The following is a 19,275-nucleotide window of genomic DNA, read 5'->3' as shown; positions in this document are numbered from 1 at the left end:
ATAGTATTAAATTTTGGTTAAAGGTAATTTCTTTATTTCATAATATAAAATTGTAACATTTAAATTAAAGTTAATACATATAAGTATGCAATTTTATTTTAAAAGTAGATTTTTTTAACGAAATTGCTTAGCATAAAACGTACAACCTTAAAACCATAATACCACATGTCTGACGATTTTGACTTACTAGAAACAAACGCAAACGAAAAAACCGAAAAAGTAGATGTTAATTGGGGAAAAGCTATAGATACCATGAAATCTAAGCTTGCTCAAGAAGACGATCCAGAAAGTCGTCAAAAAATTCTTAATGCAACATTAGACGATGTTGTAGACATGGCAGAAAAAGACCGTACAACATTACTTGATGCTATTAAGGATTTAACAGATTATCAAGATGAGGTTGGTATTTTATTCGAGCGTTTTTCATCACTAAACGAAACAGAACAAAAAGTAATAGACGATGCACAAAAAGCATTAGAACGTGCTAAAGTTGAACTTGAAGACGCCAAAAACAAACCAGATACTTGGTGGAATAACCTTTGGGGACGCAAAAGCAAAATCGCAAAAGCAGAACAAACCTTAAAAGATGCAGAGAAAGTGCGTGCAGGAGCAGACAATAAAGCAAAAGCAATGTTTCAAGAGCGAATAGAAAGCGCAGATGTGCAAACATTACTAAGCGAATTATCATACAAATCTCAAGCAGCAGTAACACGATTAAAAAACCGTGAAGTAGAAATTAAAGAAGTAGAAGAAAAACTAAAAGATGCCATAGTAGAAGCGTCTAAAAACCATACAAAAGCCTTAGAAAAAAAGAAAGAAACAGAAGCAAAATTAGAAGAGCAATACGCACTACTAAAACAAGCACGTCAAGCATTAGAAGAAGTAGCAGACAAGCAATCTGCCGAGTACTCAGAAGCCCTATCAAAAGTAACCACTTTAGAGCAAAAGGTAGAAGAATTAGAAGGACTAAAAAATGCCTACACAACATTAGCAGCATCAAAAGACAGTTTTGTACACAAGCATAATTTAACCATTAAAGTACTAACATCTTTACGTAGTAACTTACAAACGCATCGCGCAAAATTAAAAAGTGATACAGACGAGCGTCTAAAATATTACGATGGTTACGTAGTCGCTTTAAAAGCCAGAACAGATCAAGAATTTGCAGCCATTTTAGAGCATTTAGGTGTAAAAACCGATGAGCATATTGGCGAAACACTTGCATCTATGCACACAGCAAGCGCAAAAGCAAGACAAGAAATGATGGACAATATTCCAGTTCACGAAAAAGTTATGCAAGGCGTTTATAGCAGTTATGCAGAGGCTTTACAAGAAATTCGTGCAAAAGATGTAGACATTCAAAAGAATTTTGCAGAGCGTTACGGTATCGACATGAAAGAAATTTTCGAAGACTATTACGCAGCAGATGCAAACGCACCTTCAGGCGATGGAGATAACGCTCCAACACCAAAAAAAGAAGACACAAGCAACGACGATTTACTAAGTTAAAACAATAATGGCGTTTCCTACTTTTGCTTTTAATGGCAAAAGTAGGTCAGGCTTTCACTACTCGCTCTCTGCGAGGAGCTCAAACAAACCGTTCAATCCTTAACGCGCTCACTCAAATATCTACTTAAACTATATAATATTAATTTTATGAAAAGAACATTTAAATCTTTAAAAGTCTTTAGCATAGCATTTTTATTTGTCTTATTAGGAATATATATATTAAATATTAGTACGTCGAATTTGGGAAAAATAATAGGATATGCAAATATAATATTCTTTGGATCTCTTATTTTTTTTGGAATATTTAAAATAATTACTCAAAAAAGTAATTAAGTAAACAGTAATATTTAAAGACTTACATTAAGTATTAAAACATGTCAATAAACCACATAGTAACACCATTAGACTCAGCTGTTTTAGACAGTAAAGACCAATACGTGTTCTATCATAAAAAAGTAGATTTTGCTTTAAAAGAACTCATTACAAGTGTACAATTCAATAAATTATGCACAGAACAAGAAATGACGTATTTTAAACAATACTGCGACCTGCTATTATATTCTATCGAAGCCATGCGTGTAAAATACATGTACGATGACGAAGATAATATGAAGGTAGATTTAACCAATTCGGGTTTCCCAAACTACTTAGAGTTTCGTTATCTGTATAACGATTTGTCCTTACGAGATAACTACCTAAATAAACTAAAAGACGTAAGTGAGCTGCAAGAAGAATTTTTAACGCAATTAATGCATAAAAAAGAACCAGTAAGACGCGACAAACTCTTTCAAGCAGCATCCATAGTTTATTACACTTCCGTAGAACAAAAATATATTTTCAACCGTTTTGTACAAGGTAAAATAACCCAAGCAGAAGCAGGAAGTCAAGCAGAATATATGGTAAGCTGGAGTTTTTACGACGTGGCATTAAATAGACCATTTATCTGTTTTATGTATTTTAATTACGATGGTAAAAATCCAGAAAGCATAAAAGAAGAACTTTACGATACATTAAAAAATGTGGCAGACCGTAAAATGCCGTTAGATACTATGGCATATGGAATAGACAGACGATTAAAAGACGTAAAACCTAAACACATAAAACGAATAGATTTAGGACCATTCCATAACATATTTGCCAAAGACGAAAATATTTTAACACACAGTATACTAGAAAGCATTGCTAAAAAGGAAGTGCCTTTAGAGTCTTACGCATTATCATTTAAAGTCGATGAGGTTTTATCTGGTAGCGAATTTAAAGAAGGCGGCTATTTTAGTAAACAAACCTTACAAAAATGGAGCGATATCATAAAGCAAAACTATGTATTTGCGCCACATCGTATCATTCAATTATTATACAACAAGAATCCTGAAATTATGAACAAGTTGGCAAAGCCTCCTTTTCAGGTAGCAGATTTAAAAATGAAGTAAACAAAGTGGGCAGTCAACAGTATGCAGTTGGCAGTCAAAATAGAATAAATAAAGGCAAGTGTAAGCTAGCAGAGTAATAACTGCAAACTGAATATTGCTTACTGAAGACTTAAATAAAATGGAACACAACTCAACCTTCCCAATAAAACAGAACGAACTAAACATGCTTCGCGATGAAGCCAGTGGATATCTTAAAAGTATACAATGGGAACAAGGCGCAAGAGCAAAAAACAAAGATAAAGACGCTAAAGACGAATCTATATTATTGTATTTATCTCGTGCAAATAATGGAAGTGGAGCTACTGAGATTACTTCTGTATCAAAAACTATATTAGCATTAAAAAAGCGATTATTGCCAGATTCTATAGCAATTCCTGTACATTTAAATCAAACACTTTATGCCGTACAAGAAGCTATTGCATTAGGTATTTGGGTAAAAGATAGTTATTACGATGCATCAGGATTATCTGGTTTACACGAACGTAGAAGTGCTTTAGATTCTAGCGGAAAACGTGAATACGAAAGTAAAATGCATACAGCAACAGCATTCATGTTGTTTTCTATGGCTTACAATGTGTTACATAATTTAAAACCACATGCATCAGACGATTTATCTGTTATGAAACAGAAATTCGCTGGACTTCCAGAAGTGTCTTTCATGACACCTTTAAAAGGGATTGCATGCAGTTTATTTTATTACGATAAATATTTAGGGCATCCAGAAATTATAAAAACCGATAAAGATGTAATAGACTTTACAGTGGTTTATTTCGAGGCTTTAATAGACGAAATTCAACTACGTAAAAGCAGTTTAGAGTATACCGAAACTATTGTCGATAGAACGTACAAACTAGAAAATAGCGATTTTGCTATTTCCGGTTGGGACAATGTATTTGCAGGAACAGCAAAAAGTGTAGAATTTAATAAAATTCAATTCGAACAAATAGTAGGTAACAGAGATGCAAAACACTTTGCAAGACGTTTAACAGAACGTATGTTAAGCTACGATTTCGAGGCAAAAAAGAATCCGTTTCAAGAGCTTGGTGGTTTTATGCCTGTTTTTATGGGTTACGGTATTCCAGGTACAGGAAAAAGTATGCTTATTGCAGCCATTGCAACACGTTTAAAAGAGCATTGCGATAATTTAGATATTCCGTTTTTATTCCATCCCATGCCAGATACTTTAATAAGTACATTTCAAGGTGGAAGTGCCGAAAAAATGGTAGAATGGATGAAACCTATGCAAGATCCTTCAAAATTAATTTTTGCACCAATAGATGATGCCGAAAATAATTTGCAAGAACGTACTGCACAAGGTGTTTCGGCTGGTGTAAAAGAAGTTATTGGTGTTTTTCTACGTTATACCGAAGGCGCTTATGCAGTAAATTATGGTAATAGCTCAATTGGGTTATTTACCAATTTACCAGAAATGTTAGATAAAGCGGTAATCTCTCGTGTGCAAGGTCGTTTTAAAATTGATGGAGCACGTACAGAACACGATTTCTTAGATCAAGACCATTTATGGTGGCGAAAATTAGAAAAAACGATGCCAGAATTCATAAACATGAAAAGCCCAAGTGATTACCAATATTTAAAAGCGCAAGGCTTGGCAAAAAACATGGGAGATATTTTAAATAATATCGAAAAACCAACCGAAGCTAGAGTTTTAGAGGCTTACCATAAAGCCGAAAAATTAAACAAGGTTAACGAACATGAATTTTTTGCTAATTTATATTTAGAAATTCAAAAAATATTTCCATTCTTTTCTTCAAGAGATGTTAGAAATATACAATCGGCAATATCATTACGTTTAACAGATTTTGATTTAGAACAAGATTGGTTCGATAATCCAGAAATATATTTTAAACAGAATTACGAAACAAAATTTAATATGCTTCAGGAATTAATGAAGCAAAACATGAAAGGTTTAGATTTTTCTGAAATTAGAAGACAAGAAGTTGTACGTTATTTAGATAATGTGGCAACTATTGCAGATACCGATTTTAAACGTAAAGTAGATGCACGCATTAATCAATTAAATATTGAAACAAAAGCGAGAGAACAATTTGGGAAATAGAATAAAAAATATAACCGAAAGAACCTTACATAAAGGTTGGGCAACATTAAGCGAGATATTTTTCGATTATAAAATGAGTGCAGGAAACTGGACACATAAACGAAGAGAGTCTTACAACCGTGGTGATGGCGCAACAATACTGTTGTATAATAAAGAAAAAGGAACAGTGATTTTGGTAAAACAATTTCGAGTTTCTGCATATTTAAACCAACATAAAACAGGTTTTATAATAGAAGCATGCGCAGGAATGTTAGATGACGATAGTCCAGAAACCTGTATTATTAGAGAAGTAGAAGAAGAAACAGGTTATAAATTACCTAAAGTTACAAAGCTATTTGATGCCTATTCGTCACCAGGCGCATTAACCGAGAAGCTACATTATTTTGTTGGAGAATACACTAGCGAGATGAAAGTAAGTTCTGGTGGTGGCGTAGAAACAGAACAAGAAGATATAGAAATAATAGAAATGCCTTTTAAAACAGCATTACAAGGCATTGAAACTGGAGAAATAGCAGATGCTAAAACCATTATTTTATTACAGTATTTACAAATAAATAATTTGGTGTAATGGATAAATTAAAACAAGCAAACCTTTACAGAAGCGAACTAATTCCTATTAGTGGTAAGTTAGTTGAGCGTTATAATAAATGTTTAGTAAAACTTGGTTTTTTACCAACCACGCTAACTACATTTTCTATAGATGGAAAAGGTTGGAGTCCAGAAATAGCAGAAGAAAAACAAGATTTACATTATCTAAATAATGGTGAAGCAAACATGCACGCCATAATAATTTCACCTTTACAAAAAGGAAAACCTGTATATGTTCCATTTCATACTTTCGATCGTGAAATGATGCAATACGTGTTTAAAACACACGAAGCTAAAATAAATAACATTACTCGTGATAGTGCTATATGTTTAGATTTCGACCAAAACATAGATGCGTTTTACGAACCTTTAGATGTTTTAAAATACAATGTTGTTACTATAAATTTTCATTTAATAGATAATTTAGATCAAATTCAAAAGGAACAATTAGAACTTGTGGCTAAGTTTAAGCATGGTAATAATTTTATAGATGAAGATATTCATGCACAATTACTAGAATCAGCTAAAAAATATGGCGATTTAAGAACGCGAGATTTAAAGTTGCACGAACTCCAGTATACAACAAATTCATTTTATACAAAGGCATTTGGAGGCGTTTACGTGCTACGAGATTTTATTAAGGAAATTGTAGTTTTTGAAGATGAAAAATGGCATAAAGAAGCCATAAAAGATACAACGCACGATGTATTAATTTATCATATTTCTCAGCCAGAATTAATAGATAAATTGAGAGATCATATTATAATTGAATGTAATTTAGAAGATGAAGTTAAAACACCAAGATACGAGCGTATAAAAAAGTATGTATTTGCTGAAGCTATAAAACAAGCCCAACATCCGTTTAATAATATTTTAAACGATAAAGTGCTATATAAAAGTTATTTAAATAAACTAGATATTGAAAGCAGAAAACGTGTAATGAGTGTGGAGCGCTATCTTGAAAAACTAGAAGTAAGCAACGAATTTAAAATTGCAGATATTGTAGATGTTAAGTTTTTTGAAGCGCTACATAAACCACATTCATCGTTAGATCCAAAGCACCAAGATTTAATATGGAAGCTATTAATTAATGTTTCTGCTAAAGATGTTTTATTTTTATATTGGTATGATAAAGAACAATTTTATAAAACCTATGAGTCTTGGGATGACTCTTTGAAAGATTGGGTAATAGAGGAAATTAGTAACAATATTTAATAAATGGTTACTAATAGTAAAATGGATTCTGCGTCGTAGCGCAGAATGACAGAGAGTATATTAATTTTTTAATTGTAAGAATGTCGATTTTTATTTGAAGTTTAAATGCAATAATAAAATTATTAATTGAAACACGAATGTTTGTCATTCTGCGCTACGACGCAGAATCTATAATAAAATGAAAGGAAGTTATCATCAATATTACATGTATATTCTTTCAAACAAGAAAAATGGAACATTATATATAGGTGTTACAAACGATTTAGAAAGAAGAATTTTTGAACATAAAAAGAAATTAATAGAAGGATTCACTAAAAAGTATGGATTAAATAAATTAATCTATTTTGAACAATTTCAATATATTAATGATGCAATAGAAAGAGAAAAACAATTGAAGAATTGGAATAGAAGTTGGAAAATTGAATTAATAGAAAAAGAAAATAAAGATTGGACTGATTTATCGTCTAATTGGAATTTTTAAAATAGACGCTGCGTCATAGCGCAGAATGACAAAACTTAAAATCATAAAAAACTACTCAAATGACAATAGAAATAATAGTATTTATCGCATCAATCCTTTTTGGAATACTGCTATATTGGAGAGAATCTAAAAGCAATAAAATTTATAAATTTTTCAATAAGTTGTTTTATTCAAAAGAGCTTCAAATGAAAGACGATAGTAAAAAAGGCTTTTTATATCAGCAATCGTTCTTAATGCGTTTGGTTTACATTGGAGTTCTGTTTTTAATTGGTGTATTAGTTTTAAGATTAATAATTCCAATAGATATGTACACGATACAATTATTTATTGCTAGTATTTCAGGTACTTTAATAGGAACGTATTTAGCAAATTTTGTTTTTAAATCTTCAGAAGTTATAGACGAGCAAGGCGACTCTTTAGTAGATGTAATGAAAGATACTGTTGAAAAAGGCAAAGATTTTATTAAAGATCTTGAAACTAAAGACACTAAGGCAGTACAAGAGGCAAAAAAAGAAATTAAAGAACCAGAACCTCCTAAAAAAAGTGCAAGACAACGATTAAAAGATAAAGGACATTTGTAATTCTGTACATGATTCTTAACCTATAGAAATAAAATAACAACTAAACAGATTCCTGCATTCACAGGAAAATATTATGATAAAAAATTACTGGAATAAAGGCGGAAAACAAAAACGAATTGTCGTTATACTAAGTATAATAATTATAGCATTATTATTCTTTATGCGTGACGATTATCAACCAGCATTACTATTTATTAGAAAATTTATTTTCATCATATTGCTTTGTGCTATCGTGTTGTTTTTTGGGTTAAAAACATTTAGAAAGCAAGCCGAAACAGGAAAACGAATATTAATACTAGCCATTCTAGCAGTATTTTTTGGCGCTTTATATTTTGTAGGTTGGAAGATGGAATTGTATGATTATATGAAAACCTATAACGTGTTTAACGATTTAAATAAAGTTGAAATACACGATTTGCCACTAACGCAAAACGAACGCATACAACCGTTAAAAAACATCCATTCTATGGGTAATGAAAGTGTTGGTGAAACTAAAGATGTTTCGTTGCCACATTTAGTAAGAGTTGATGGAGAAAATAAATGGACTATGGCAATACAACCTACCGAAAAGTATTACTGGCAAGGTATGCGCGATAATACCGAAGAGGTTTTTGCCGTTTCAAGTACAACACCATTTCCGCGTTTTTCTAACGAAAATAGAATACCAGTAACGTTTTCTATTGGCGAATCTTTAAAATTTAGCAGAAACACTTACAATGCCGTTGTGCAACGTTTTAATCCTTGGATGCTTGTAAATTATGAGCCAAGCGATACCTATTACATGAAAAACGATACTGGCCAATGGGTTGAAGTGGTGAGTTTAATAAAATGGAAAGGTTTCTTTTTTCCGTATCCAAGTTTTGGAGGAGTTATGGTTATAGAAAACGGTGAGCATGATGCAAGCGATTATTTAGAGCGTATAACAATTGGTAAAGGAGAATATATTGCTCCAGAGGAAATGAAAAATTATCCATACCTAACAAAGCAAAATACATTAGCCGAAAAAGTGTCAAGACTTCAAGCAGAATCGCTTAAATTTTTAGGTGGTTTTAGTGATCCATTACCATGGAATATGGAAACCGCAGTTAAAATTCCAGATTTAGCAGACGACCAAAACCAGCAACCATTTGTAACAGATTTTAATTTTGAAGATACCAAAATAGACGCTTATAGCGGTTTATACCATTGGTTTGGTTTAGAGCCAGTAGGCGATGAGCGTACCAGTTTAACATACAGTGTTTTTATTCCTGCCGATGGAACAGATAAATTATACTACTACGATCACGCAGCAAAAAAACAAGGATATGCAGGCGTTTCTGCGATGCCTTTAAAAGTAATTGAATCTCGTAAGGAGTTTGATTGGTCTGTAAATAAACCAGTAGAATTTAGGCCATATATTAAAGACATTGCAGGAAGAAAACGATTGTTTTTTTTAGGAACAATAGCAGCAATTCGTGAAGGATCAGATAATTTTGATGGTTCTGCAACACCAGATTTAGCTTTAATAGATAGTGAATATCGTGATGTTGTATGGATAGATGTAAAACATCCAAGTGGTTGGGAAAAAGAAGTTTACAATCAATTAAACGAAGCTTGGCGCTCTAGCGAAGGTATTGAAGAGTATTTTGTAGAAGACACCAAAATTATTGATGTGGTTGGCGATAATTTAGAAAATGTTACTATAAATCCTATTGACAAGGAAAGTGAAAATGAGTTATCTGTTGAAGAATTAAAACGTCAAGTAGATTCTTTAAAACAACTTAAAAAAGAAGAAGAAATACAGCGTTTAAAACGAGAGTTAGACTCTTTGAAAAATTTATAATATGAAAAAGAAATTACCTGTATTTTTAATAGTTGCTAGTGCAATATTAATAGTGTTTGAAATAGCTGCAACAGATATAATTGATAAAAGCTTTTGGTTAAGTATTCTATCTAGTGTATTGGTTATTATTTCAATGCTTTTAACAATACGTAATCATAATAAAAATAGGGAATAACTATATCTCTTTTTACTATTGGTTATTCATAATTTTATAAAAAATATTCCATTTTAATATCACAACGTTTATAAGGACAATTATTCTCAACTTCAATTTCCTTAAAACCAAATTTTCTGTAGAGATATATGGCATTTTCTAACTTACGACTAGAGTAGAGTAGTAGTCTATTAAAATTATTTGCTTTAGCAAATTTAATACAATGCTGTAGTAATTTCTGACCTATTTTTTGTCCACGAAAATTAGGTGAAACAGCCATTTTAGTTAATTCAAAAGCATTTTGTTTTGGTAATGGCATTAATGCATACGTACCAACAATTATATTATTAACTTCTGCACAAAAAATATAACCACCTTTATTTATAATATATTCTAAAGGATTAGATAATACTTCTTCATCAAAAGGTTCTACATAGAAATATTTTTTTAACCATTCTATATTTAAGTTATAAAAGTCTTTTGAATATTTATTTTCGAAAGGAATAATTTTAATTTCCATTAGCTCTTAAAAAATCGGTTATTAAATAAGAGATAAGTTTTCCAACTTGAGCTGCTGTTTTTTTAGTTGGAGCAGCTTCACAAATATGAAGGTATTTAGCATGTTTATGGCTACCCATAAAGTGTACAAATTGCCTTGCTTGATTTACAGAAAACCCAGAAGGTGTTTGTGCACTACTAGGTATATTTGCTATGGCATCGCAATCTATTTCAATACCAAAATTATCTTTAGAGACAAATTCTAAAGCTTTTTTTATTTCAGATTTAAATTTTGAGCTTTTTTCAATTTCTATAGCTTCAAATGTATTGTACTTAATATTTTCTATGCTATTAAGAGCGTTGTTTAAAACGGTTTCCGAATTATAATTTTTATGTATTCCAAAAATAAAATACCTGTTTAGGAATCCTTCATTATAAGCATAACTAAAGCCATTACCACTGTGCCTACCTTCAATTACTCTAAAATCTGTATGCGCATCAAAATTAATAACGTTTATTTTATTTTCTAAAGCCAACGAAGTACCTTTAATATTGCCGTAAGCGTTATTGTGACCACCACCAATAATAATAGGAATTTTACCTGCTCTTACAATGTTATATATTAGGTTAGATACTTCTTTGTCTATTTCTTCAACTAATGCTCGTGCTTTTTTTATATGTTTTTCATTTTTTTGATCCCATTTTAAAAGCTGTTCGTTTTCTTTAGTAAAATCTAAATAACCTAAAACACACATTTTTTTTGCTTGGTTTAAAACGCTGTTTTGTGTATTTAACAAAACTTTAATTGTTGCCTCCCAAGCCTTGCTAGTCCCTATTTTACCGTAGTTTGCAAAGACACCAATAGCTTCGGGTAAACCAATTAAAACATACTTAACGTCTAAATTTATTAAGTCTTCGTATATATTTGTAATTGATGGAAGTAAAGTTACTTTTTCACCAAATTTAGTTTCACCAGAACGTGTAGTAACAAGTTCTTCGATTTTAGATTTGGACATTAAAATAAGTTTATTCATAATGTGTATTACAATGTTTAAAAATTAAAATTAATGTTTTAAAAGTAAATAATTTACAGTTTATCAATTAAAATAAAATTATTTAAATCTCTAAAAAATTAAACAATTATGGCAAATAACGCAGCAAGCACAGGCTTAAAAGTAGCTCTAGGAATTGCAATCGCCTTATTTATAGGATTAGGCGTATTTTCTTCTTCTTTATATAAAGAGAAAAAAGAAAATGAAAAAGTATTAATAAGTGAAAAAACAAAGGTTTTAGATGAGCTTAATCAAATGATGGCACAATATGATGTTGCCATGAATGACAATACCATTGTTAACCAAAATTTAGTTGAAGCTAAAGAACGTATCCAAGGTTTAATAGATTCTTTACAAGTATCTGAAACTAACGTTAAGAGTTTATGGAGATACAAAAAGAAGTATTTATCATTACAAAAAGAAATGGATTATATCTTAACTGAGAATGATAAACTTAAGGTTGAAAATCAAATGTTAGCTACAACTTTAGATAGTACAAAAATTCAATTAGTAGAACGTTCTGTGTTTACAGATTCTCTTTTAGTACAAAATACAGCATTAGCAGATGTTGTTGAAAGCGCAGCTGTATTATCTGCAAATAGTATGAATGTTTCTGGTGTTATAGAGCGTACTTCTGGAAAATTAATTCCTACAGAACGTGCAAGACGTAGCGATAAAATTAGAGTATGTTTTACAGTCGCTAAAAATAAATTAGTACAAGCTGGAGATAAGGAATTATTTGTTCAGGTAATAGATCCAAAAAACAATATTTTAGGAGCAAATGAGCAGGTTGCTTTTGGTGAAGAAACTTTAAACTATAGTTTAGTGAGTAAGTTTAACTACGAAAACCAAAGTTTACCAATTTGCGAATACATTGCAAAAAAGGATAAAAAAGACGATTTTGAAAAAGGTACTTATAAAGTAAACGTTTTTAATGGTAACGAGTTAGTTACAAGTTCTCAATTTACTATGAAGTAATTGTAAATAATACAATATTAAAAACGCCTGAAAACGAAAGTTTTCAGGCGTTTTTATTTTAAAATAGTTAATATTAATATAGCGTACCGTTTATAATAACTTGATCAATATTGTTTTCTCCAAACGCATATGGTAAATAATTATAGCTAGGTACTTGTTTTGTAATTATAAGGTTTGCTTTTTTTCCTTTTGTAATACTTCCGTATTGATTACTAATTCCCATAGCATAAGCACCATTAATAGTTGCAGCATTTATAGCTTCTTCGGGAGTTAATTTCATTTTTATACAAGCGGTACTAACCACAAAATTCATATTACCAGATGGCGTAGAACCAGGATTAAAATCTGTAGCTAATGCCAAAGGTAATCCAGCATCAATAATTTGCCTGCCAGGAGTATAAGGTATGCTTAAAAAGTAAGAACACGAAGGCAGAGCAACAGGCATAGTATTACTGTTTTTAAGAGCATTAATATCGCTTTCATTTAACATTTCTAAGTGGTCTACACTTAAAGCATTGTGTTTTACAGCTAACTCGACTCCTCCAAATGCATTAAATTGATTAACATGTATTTTTGGTGTTAAGTGATACTGTTTTGCAGCTTCAAGAATTTGTTGGGTATCATTTAACGAGAAATAACCTTTTTCGCAAAAAACATCTACATAATGCGCAAGATTCTCTTTAGCAATTTTAGGTAACATATCATTAATAATCAAGTCTAAATAGCCTTGTTTGTTATCTTTAAATTCTTTTGGAAAAGCATGAGCTCCCAAAAATGTAGCTTTTATTTTTATTGGAAATTCTTTTTTTATACGCTTAATAACACGTAACATTTTAATTTCATTTTCTGTAGATAAGCCATAACCAGATTTTATTTCTAATGCTCCAGAACCTAGTTTAATAACCTTTTTAACGCGTTCTATAGACTGTTTGTACAAGTCTTCTTCACTTGTGTTTTCTAATGTTTTTGCACTGTTTAAAATACCACCACCACGATTTGCAATTTCCTCGTAAGACAAGCCATTTATTCTATCTACAAATTCTTGTTCACGATTTCCAGCATATACAATGTGCGTGTGAGAATCGCACCATGTTGGTAATACTATTTTTCCAGTGGCGTCTATAACTTGGTCTATATCGCTGTAATTGCAGTTTTCCATACTCCCAAAATCTACAATAGTATCGTGTTCTATTAACAGATATGCATTTTTAATTGTTGGTAGAGTTTTCATATCTGCACCAGAAATCTTTAAAATATCTGGTTCTCTAATTTGTAGTAATTCTTTAATGTTTTTTATTAATAAAGGCATATTATACTGTTTGAGAAAAATCGGTTATGTAAAGATTATAGGCTGCAATAAACATAGAAATTATTCCTATAATGGTAACTATCCAATTGTATTTTTTTATTAGTAAACGAGATACAAAATAGAGTATAAGTGTAGTTATACCAATTAAAGCTGGTATCCATTTTAAAATAACAGCTATCATTCCAGTTCCAGAGTAGTCTGCTGAAAATGAAATTGATAGCGTAATTATTTCTACAATAATTACTGCAATAATATTGTTTTTAGGGTTGTTTAATATTGAAATCATAGGTCAAATATAGATAAAATGCATAAGGCTGAATAATAATTTTTTGTAAGTTTTACAACGTTTAATGTTATGTTTATAACGAAAAATTAAATTTCGTAAAATATATATTGATACATTTCAACTGTAATTGTTGAACCAGAAATAGATACCCAATTCTTTTTTCTAAAAATACTATATGAGAACCTACTATAAGGAAGCACATGAGTACATAAATTCGTTTCAAAAACTCACAGAAGAAGAGTTTGATGTTTTATATAATATAGCAAAGTTAAAAACCTTTAAACAAGGAGATAAGCTTCTTGATTATGGTACTATTCCACAAAAAATTTATTTTATTACTCATGGTGTTGTAAGGTCTTATGTTACACTTTCTAGTGGTAAAGAGGTTACTACTAATTTATTTAATGCGTTTATGTTTTTTGCACCATTTAAAGCTTTAATTAAAAACGAACCAAACAATTTAATTTACGAAACTCTTACAGAATCTCATGTTTTTGAAATTGATTTTAAAACATTTTACAACCTTTGCAAAAAGGACTTAAAATTAATGACATTTTATAGTAAATTTTTAGAGTACTTAGTATTAAAAGGAGGAGAGCGCTTTTTAGAGTTTACATCTAATAGTGCAAAAGAACGCTATCTTTTATTAAGAGAGCGTCTTCCAGATTTAGATAATATTATACCTCAATACCAAATAGCTGCCACAATTGGTATAACACCGGTACAGTTAAGTAGAATTAGAGCTACGCTTTAAAGTTTTAGCTATAACAATTATTTTTATGGTATTAACATATGTTAATGATTTAATAAAAGTATTTAATTAAACTTGTATCAGTTAAAAAAAATTCCCTTAAAAATTTAAATAACTAACTAAAAATAAAAAACCGATTGGCGTAATGCTAATCGGTTTTTTTTAATTAAAATTTGGTGTTAAAATTATTTTAAACCACCAACCATATTTTCTGGTTTTACCCATTCGTCGTATTCTTCAGCAGTAACGTAACCTAAGTTTACAGCTTCAGTTTTTAAAGTTGTACCGTTTTTGTGCGCAGTATTTGCAATTTCGGCAGCTTTATAATATCCTATTTTGGTATTTAAAGCAGTTACTAACATTAACGAGTTATTTAATAATTCTTTTATAACATCGTGGTTTGGCTGTATACCAGCAGCACAATGCTCTTCAAAACTTACACAAGCATCACCAATTAGTTGTGCACTTTGCAAAATGTTTGCAGCCATCATAGGTTTAAAAACATTAAGCTCGTAATGTCCTTGTGTACCTCCAACAGTAATTGCAACATCGTTACCCATAACTTGTGCACAAACCATAGTTAAAGCTTCACATTGTGTTGGGTTTACTTTTCCTGGCATAATAGAACTTCCTGGTTCGTTTGCAGGAATAATAATTTCTCCAATTCCAGAACGTGGTCCAGAAGCCATCATACGTATATCGTTAGCAATCTTGTTTAAAGACACTGCTAATTGTTTTAAAGCACCATGAGACTCTACAATAGCATCGTGTGCAGCTAAAGCTTCAAATTTATTATCGGCAGTTTCAAAAGGTAAGTTTGTAAATTTTGCAATGTATTTAGCAACTAAAACATCGTATCCTTTAGGTGTATTTAAACCAGTACCAACGGCTGTTCCTCCTAAAGCTAATTCAGATAGGTGAGGCAATGTGTTTTCTAAGGCTTTTAAACCATGATCTAATTGCGATACGTAACCAGAAAACTCTTGACCTAAAGTTAGTGGTGTAGCATCCATTAAATGCGTACGCCCAATTTTAACTACATCTTTAAATTCCTGCGCTTTATCGTTAAGTGTATTTCTTAATTTTATAACGCCAGGTATCGTATTTTCTACAATTTTTTTATAGGCAGCAATGTGCATGCCTGTAGGAAATGTATCGTTAGACGATTGCGATTTGTTAACATCGTCGTTAGGTTGTATAGTTTTTTCACCTTCACCAATTACTTTTCCAGCAATTTGGTGCGCTCTGTTGGCCACAACCTCATTTACATTCATGTTAGACTGCGTTCCAGAACCTGTTTGCCAGATTACTAATGGAAATTGGTCGTCGTGTTTACCATCTAAAATTTCGTCGCAAACTTGTGCAATTAAATCACGTTTTTCGTTATTTAAAACACCTAACTCTGCATTAGTAAAAGCAGCAGCTTTTTTAAGGTATGCAAAACCGTAAACTACTTCTAATGGCATAGAGGCAGGCGTTCCTATTTTAAAGTTATTTCTTGAACGTTCGGTTTGTGCTCCCCAAAGTTTATTAGCAGGTACTTTAACCTCGCCCATTGTATCTTTTTCTATTCTGTATTCCATGAAATTTTGGTTTATTTTAGGATTGTAAAATTACAAAATTTAGATTGATTTTCTTAAACCTATGTTTATAAGTTTTTATAGCTTTAAGCAAGTTGAACTTGATTATAAAATTTTATAAAACTAACTTAGCTTATCGTTTGATATAAAACATTAAAACGATTTCATATCAACGAAGCATTGTGGTTAATATCACTAAACAATAAACATTGAAGAAATATGATTGAATTTTTAAAGAATAATTACGAATGGCTTTTTGGAGGAATTGGTGTAACAGCTCTATTTTTTATTATAGACAAATTTGTTCAAAAGAAGAATTCAGATTCTAAAAAGGACAATAAAAATGTAAATAAAAATTCAATCACGATACATAATAATCTTACCAGTCAATCATCGGATGAAAAACAAAAAAACGGAAATGGAAATAATGAATCTAAAAATAATACTAGGATTTTGTTCGTAGATGATGAGCATACTAAATTCAAAATGGTTTCCATTTTAAAGAAAGCTGGTTGGAAAAATACTAAATCAACAAAAGATATTACGGATTTAGATGATTATAAAGCCAAAGAAGCGGATATAATATTTGTTGATATTAATGGCGTGGGAAAAACATTATTTGAAGACCAAGGTCTTGGTTTAGCTTCGGCATTAAAGAAAAAATATCCAGAAAAGAAAATCGTTATTTACTCATCCGAAACAAAAGGAGATAGGTTTCATAGAGCTTTGCGAGAAGTAGATGATTGTCTTTCAAAAGATGCAGAACCATACCAATTTGTTAACTTAATTGAGACATTATGTCAATAAATCATTTCTCTGTATCCAACTTCAACGACAAAAATATTGCTTCAAATTTAACAGATGAATGTCAAAAATGTTATGAAAAAACAGATTACGAAGGAAGAGTAATTGATTGTCCATTATATAGTACTAAAAGACGAAATGGGAAAATTATAAACAAAAACGGAACTACATTTCTTTGTTGTGCTAGTACAAAAACCACAAAATTATTTAAAGGCAAGTTAGACGCTTTGTCATATGCGTATTATGATTTAAATCTACCAATTGAGGCAATTGAAACTAACTTAAAACTTAAAGAACAAAAACGTGTAAACCGTTTAGTTCATAATCTAACGACCATTAATGCTAAAAACATTCAAGAAATTTATGATTTAGTCCCTCAAGAAATTCTAACTTCTGACTTTAATGCCCAAATACCAAGAATATCAGAAATAGTAAAAAATAATCCAAAGGAAACAGCTCTTATGTTTTTAAGGTTAGCGAAACACAATATTCATATGAAATCTGAATTTTCTATTTATAGAAAACTAGATAGAGCTAATCCAACTTTAGAAAAAAGAAAACATCCAATTCATAAAGTCCTAATGAATGTTTTACACTCATTTTTTATAGATTTTTCAGACAAGGAAGTTTATGTTAATGTTGGAGAATGTAGAAGCTCAATTAATTGTGATTATGAATCATTACAAGTCGCACTATATCATTTAATAGAAAATGCTTCAAAATACGTTAGACCAAAATCGACAGTTGAAATAACATTTAATGAAGTAAATGAGGACATTTTTGTTCATTTCAAAATGTCTAGTTTATTTATTGAGGAATCTGAATATTCTAAACTTTTCATTGAAGGATTTTCTGGAAATGAAGCAAAAAAAACATCAAAAGATGGCGAAGGAATTGGAATGTGGAGAATTAAACAAATGTTGGAATTAAATGGATTTTCTATTGACGTGAAACCAGGAAAGGATATTGAAAATTTAAATGGTTTTAGATTTGCAGATAATGAATTTATAATTAGACTAAAAAAATACTAACCACAACACCGTGTATAATTAATGGCTGGTTCTAGGCTACTTACGAAAATCCTCGCGGATTTTCTATTCGGTTTTTATTTGCTAAATTAGGTACTTAAACACGCCACTAATCATACACAAACACGATAAGCTAACTTAAAAACTTTTCTTAAAAAGTAAATCCAATTTTTATACCACCATATTTAGCAGCGCTTCCAGTGGAGAATTCGCGTGTAATAGCTGCACGAGAATATTCAAAATATAAAGTTTTTGTTTTAAGTACTATACCGTAATGGTATTGTGCTGTTAGTCTTTTAATATTATTATTAGAAATGGTGTATGGGCTTTTGGTATTAAATAATCCGCCTTGCAATGTTGCATCGTAAGCAATTACAGAAGCCATTGGCTGAAAATAGGCATACAGTTTAAAGTTTCTTTTTCTATTTTCTTTCGCAGCAAATGGTGCATCTATAATACCAAAAGTTGTATTAAAACCTGCGGAAGCATTTGTAAATAAAGTACCAGCTTTTACATTAGTAATAAGTTGTAGCGATAACAAGTTATTGTATTTTAAAATTTGCTTTTCGAAACCTAATTCGTAATTAATTACCACATCATTTTTAATTTGGTTTTTCCAGCCTTTAGGTATTTTGTTTCCTGTCCATTTATGGATTCCAACCTGCATTTCTTTACCAAAAGCGCCAGGACCTATAAGCCCTAAATTAAAAGAGGAAGTAAATCGTGTTTTATTTTCTGTATTTACTGTAATTTGCATGCTTTTAAGCATTATGGCAGAGGCAAAAGGACGGTCTCCAAATTGAATGTCTTCACTTGCATAATCGTTAGGTGTAAAACCAATATGTTCTATAGATAAGCCATATTTAGTCAAGCTATTTTCTGGTGTAAAAAAGAGATGGTTTATTGGATTTTTTTCTAAACGGTCTAAAAACATTTCAAAGTTGTAGCCTTGTGTATAATTTTCATCGGTAGCTGCAAAATAGTCGTTTTCGTAATTAATTCTGAAATAAGAATTATTATTAATATCTCTAAAAGAGACCATATTGTCTATTTTTTGAGCATTTGCCAAAGCTATAGTAAGAAATAAAAAAAGTAGTGTTATTAGGTGTTTGTTCATAACATTACTTACGCA

At 30.8% G+C, this 19,275-nt stretch carries 19 protein-coding genes; 13 read left to right on the top strand and 6 right to left on the bottom strand.

The window, feature by feature from the left end; all coding sequences use genetic code 11:
* Positions 1 to 165: 165 nt before the first annotated feature.
* From BWR22_RS08815 to BWR22_RS14350, 9 genes are all read left to right on the top strand, one after another.
* The gene (locus BWR22_RS08815; protein WP_076733321.1) at positions 166 to 1,509 is read left to right on the top strand and encodes a coiled-coil domain-containing protein; all 1,344 of its coding nucleotides are present in this window, start codon (positions 166 to 168) and stop codon (positions 1,507 to 1,509) included.
* A 374-nt stretch (positions 1,510 to 1,883) separates the two neighbouring features.
* Positions 1,884 to 2,939, top strand: coding sequence for a hypothetical protein (locus BWR22_RS08810; RefSeq protein WP_076733320.1), 1,056 nt, complete (start codon positions 1,884 to 1,886; stop codon positions 2,937 to 2,939).
* 118 nt (positions 2,940 to 3,057) lie between these two features.
* Complete coding sequence (locus BWR22_RS08805) at positions 3,058 to 5,016, top strand: AAA family ATPase (protein WP_076733319.1); 1,959 nt, start codon at positions 3,058 to 3,060, stop codon at positions 5,014 to 5,016.
* Positions 5,006 to 5,584, top strand: a complete 579-nt coding sequence (locus tag BWR22_RS08800; RefSeq protein ID WP_076733318.1) for an NUDIX domain-containing protein — start codon at positions 5,006 to 5,008, stop codon at positions 5,582 to 5,584. Before BWR22_RS08805 ends, BWR22_RS08800 begins: the two co-directional genes overlap by 11 nt.
* Positions 5,584 to 6,819: a DUF6638 family protein gene (locus BWR22_RS08795; protein WP_076733317.1), complete on the top strand. Its 1,236-nt coding sequence runs from the start codon at positions 5,584 to 5,586 to the stop codon at positions 6,817 to 6,819. The genes BWR22_RS08800 and BWR22_RS08795 overlap by 1 nt, the downstream gene beginning before the upstream one ends.
* 178 nt (positions 6,820 to 6,997) lie before the next feature.
* Positions 6,998 to 7,300, top strand: coding sequence for a GIY-YIG nuclease family protein (locus BWR22_RS08790; protein WP_076733316.1), 303 nt, complete (start codon positions 6,998 to 7,000; stop codon positions 7,298 to 7,300).
* A gap of 59 nt (positions 7,301 to 7,359) precedes the next feature.
* Positions 7,360 to 7,881 (top strand): hypothetical protein, encoded by a 522-nt coding sequence (locus BWR22_RS08785; RefSeq protein WP_076733315.1) that lies wholly within the window; start codon positions 7,360 to 7,362, stop codon positions 7,879 to 7,881.
* Positions 7,882 to 7,954: 73 nt separating this feature from the next.
* Complete coding sequence (locus BWR22_RS08780) at positions 7,955 to 9,703, top strand: hypothetical protein (RefSeq protein ID WP_076733314.1); 1,749 nt, start codon at positions 7,955 to 7,957, stop codon at positions 9,701 to 9,703.
* Between the two features lies 1 nt (position 9,704).
* Positions 9,705 to 9,878: a hypothetical protein gene (locus tag BWR22_RS14350; protein WP_156875590.1), complete on the top strand. Its 174-nt coding sequence runs from the start codon at positions 9,705 to 9,707 to the stop codon at positions 9,876 to 9,878.
* Positions 9,879 to 9,912: 34 nt separating this feature from the next.
* Here BWR22_RS14350 and BWR22_RS08775 read toward each other — a convergent pair whose 3' ends face one another.
* Together BWR22_RS08775 and BWR22_RS08770 are read right to left on the bottom strand one after the other, a co-directional pair.
* The gene (locus BWR22_RS08775; RefSeq protein WP_076733313.1) at positions 9,913 to 10,377 is read right to left on the bottom strand and encodes a GNAT family N-acetyltransferase; all 465 of its coding nucleotides are present in this window, start codon (positions 10,375 to 10,377) and stop codon (positions 9,913 to 9,915) included.
* Positions 10,367 to 11,371 (bottom strand): formimidoylglutamase, encoded by a 1,005-nt coding sequence (locus BWR22_RS08770; RefSeq protein WP_241828199.1) that lies wholly within the window; start codon positions 11,369 to 11,371, stop codon positions 10,367 to 10,369. Before BWR22_RS08770 ends, BWR22_RS08775 begins: the two co-directional genes overlap by 11 nt.
* Positions 11,372 to 11,497: 126 nt before the next feature.
* Between BWR22_RS08770 and BWR22_RS08765 the strand changes: the two genes are divergently transcribed.
* Complete coding sequence (locus BWR22_RS08765) at positions 11,498 to 12,385, top strand: chromosome partitioning protein ParA (protein ID WP_076733311.1); 888 nt, start codon at positions 11,498 to 11,500, stop codon at positions 12,383 to 12,385.
* Between the two features lie 73 nt (positions 12,386 to 12,458).
* On the opposite strand, the gene hutI is transcribed toward BWR22_RS08765, so the two are convergent.
* Together hutI and BWR22_RS08755 are read right to left on the bottom strand one after the other, a co-directional pair.
* On the bottom strand, positions 12,459 to 13,694 hold the full coding sequence (gene hutI / locus BWR22_RS08760; RefSeq protein ID WP_076733310.1) for an imidazolonepropionase: 1,236 nt from the start codon (positions 13,692 to 13,694) through the stop codon (positions 12,459 to 12,461).
* 1 nt (position 13,695) lies between these two features.
* A complete protein-coding gene (locus BWR22_RS08755) occupies positions 13,696 to 13,980 on the bottom strand; it encodes a hypothetical protein (RefSeq protein ID WP_076733309.1) in 285 nt (94 codons plus the stop codon).
* A 175-nt stretch (positions 13,981 to 14,155) separates the two neighbouring features.
* Here BWR22_RS08755 and BWR22_RS08750 point away from each other — a divergent pair, with 175 nt between their 5' ends.
* Positions 14,156 to 14,734, top strand: a complete 579-nt coding sequence (locus BWR22_RS08750) for a Crp/Fnr family transcriptional regulator (protein WP_076733308.1) — start codon at positions 14,156 to 14,158, stop codon at positions 14,732 to 14,734.
* Between the two features lie 182 nt (positions 14,735 to 14,916).
* Here BWR22_RS08750 and fumC read toward each other — a convergent pair whose 3' ends face one another.
* Positions 14,917 to 16,314 (bottom strand): class II fumarate hydratase, encoded by a 1,398-nt coding sequence (gene fumC, locus BWR22_RS08745; RefSeq protein WP_076733307.1) that lies wholly within the window; start codon positions 16,312 to 16,314, stop codon positions 14,917 to 14,919.
* A 216-nt stretch (positions 16,315 to 16,530) separates the two neighbouring features.
* Between fumC and BWR22_RS08740 the strand changes: the two genes are divergently transcribed.
* Positions 16,531 to 17,118 carry a response regulator transcription factor gene (locus tag BWR22_RS08740; protein ID WP_076733306.1) on the top strand — a complete coding sequence of 196 codons (588 nt, stop codon included), beginning with the start codon at positions 16,531 to 16,533 and terminating at the stop codon, positions 17,116 to 17,118.
* Positions 17,109 to 18,146 carry a sensor histidine kinase gene (locus tag BWR22_RS08735; RefSeq protein ID WP_076733305.1) on the top strand — a complete coding sequence of 346 codons (1,038 nt, stop codon included), beginning with the start codon at positions 17,109 to 17,111 and terminating at the stop codon, positions 18,144 to 18,146. Before BWR22_RS08740 ends, BWR22_RS08735 begins: the two co-directional genes overlap by 10 nt.
* Positions 18,147 to 18,294: 148 nt before the next feature.
* On the opposite strand, the gene BWR22_RS08730 is transcribed toward BWR22_RS08735, so the two are convergent.
* Positions 18,295 to 19,260, bottom strand: coding sequence for a lipid A deacylase LpxR family protein (locus BWR22_RS08730; protein ID WP_076733304.1), 966 nt, complete (start codon positions 19,258 to 19,260; stop codon positions 18,295 to 18,297).
* Positions 19,261 to 19,275: the final 15 nt, after the last annotated feature.

The organism is Lacinutrix venerupis (assembly GCF_001971745.1).
GTDB lineage: Bacteria > Bacteroidota > Bacteroidia > Flavobacteriales > Flavobacteriaceae > Lacinutrix > Lacinutrix venerupis.
This window is presented reverse-complemented; position numbering and strand designations above follow the sequence as displayed.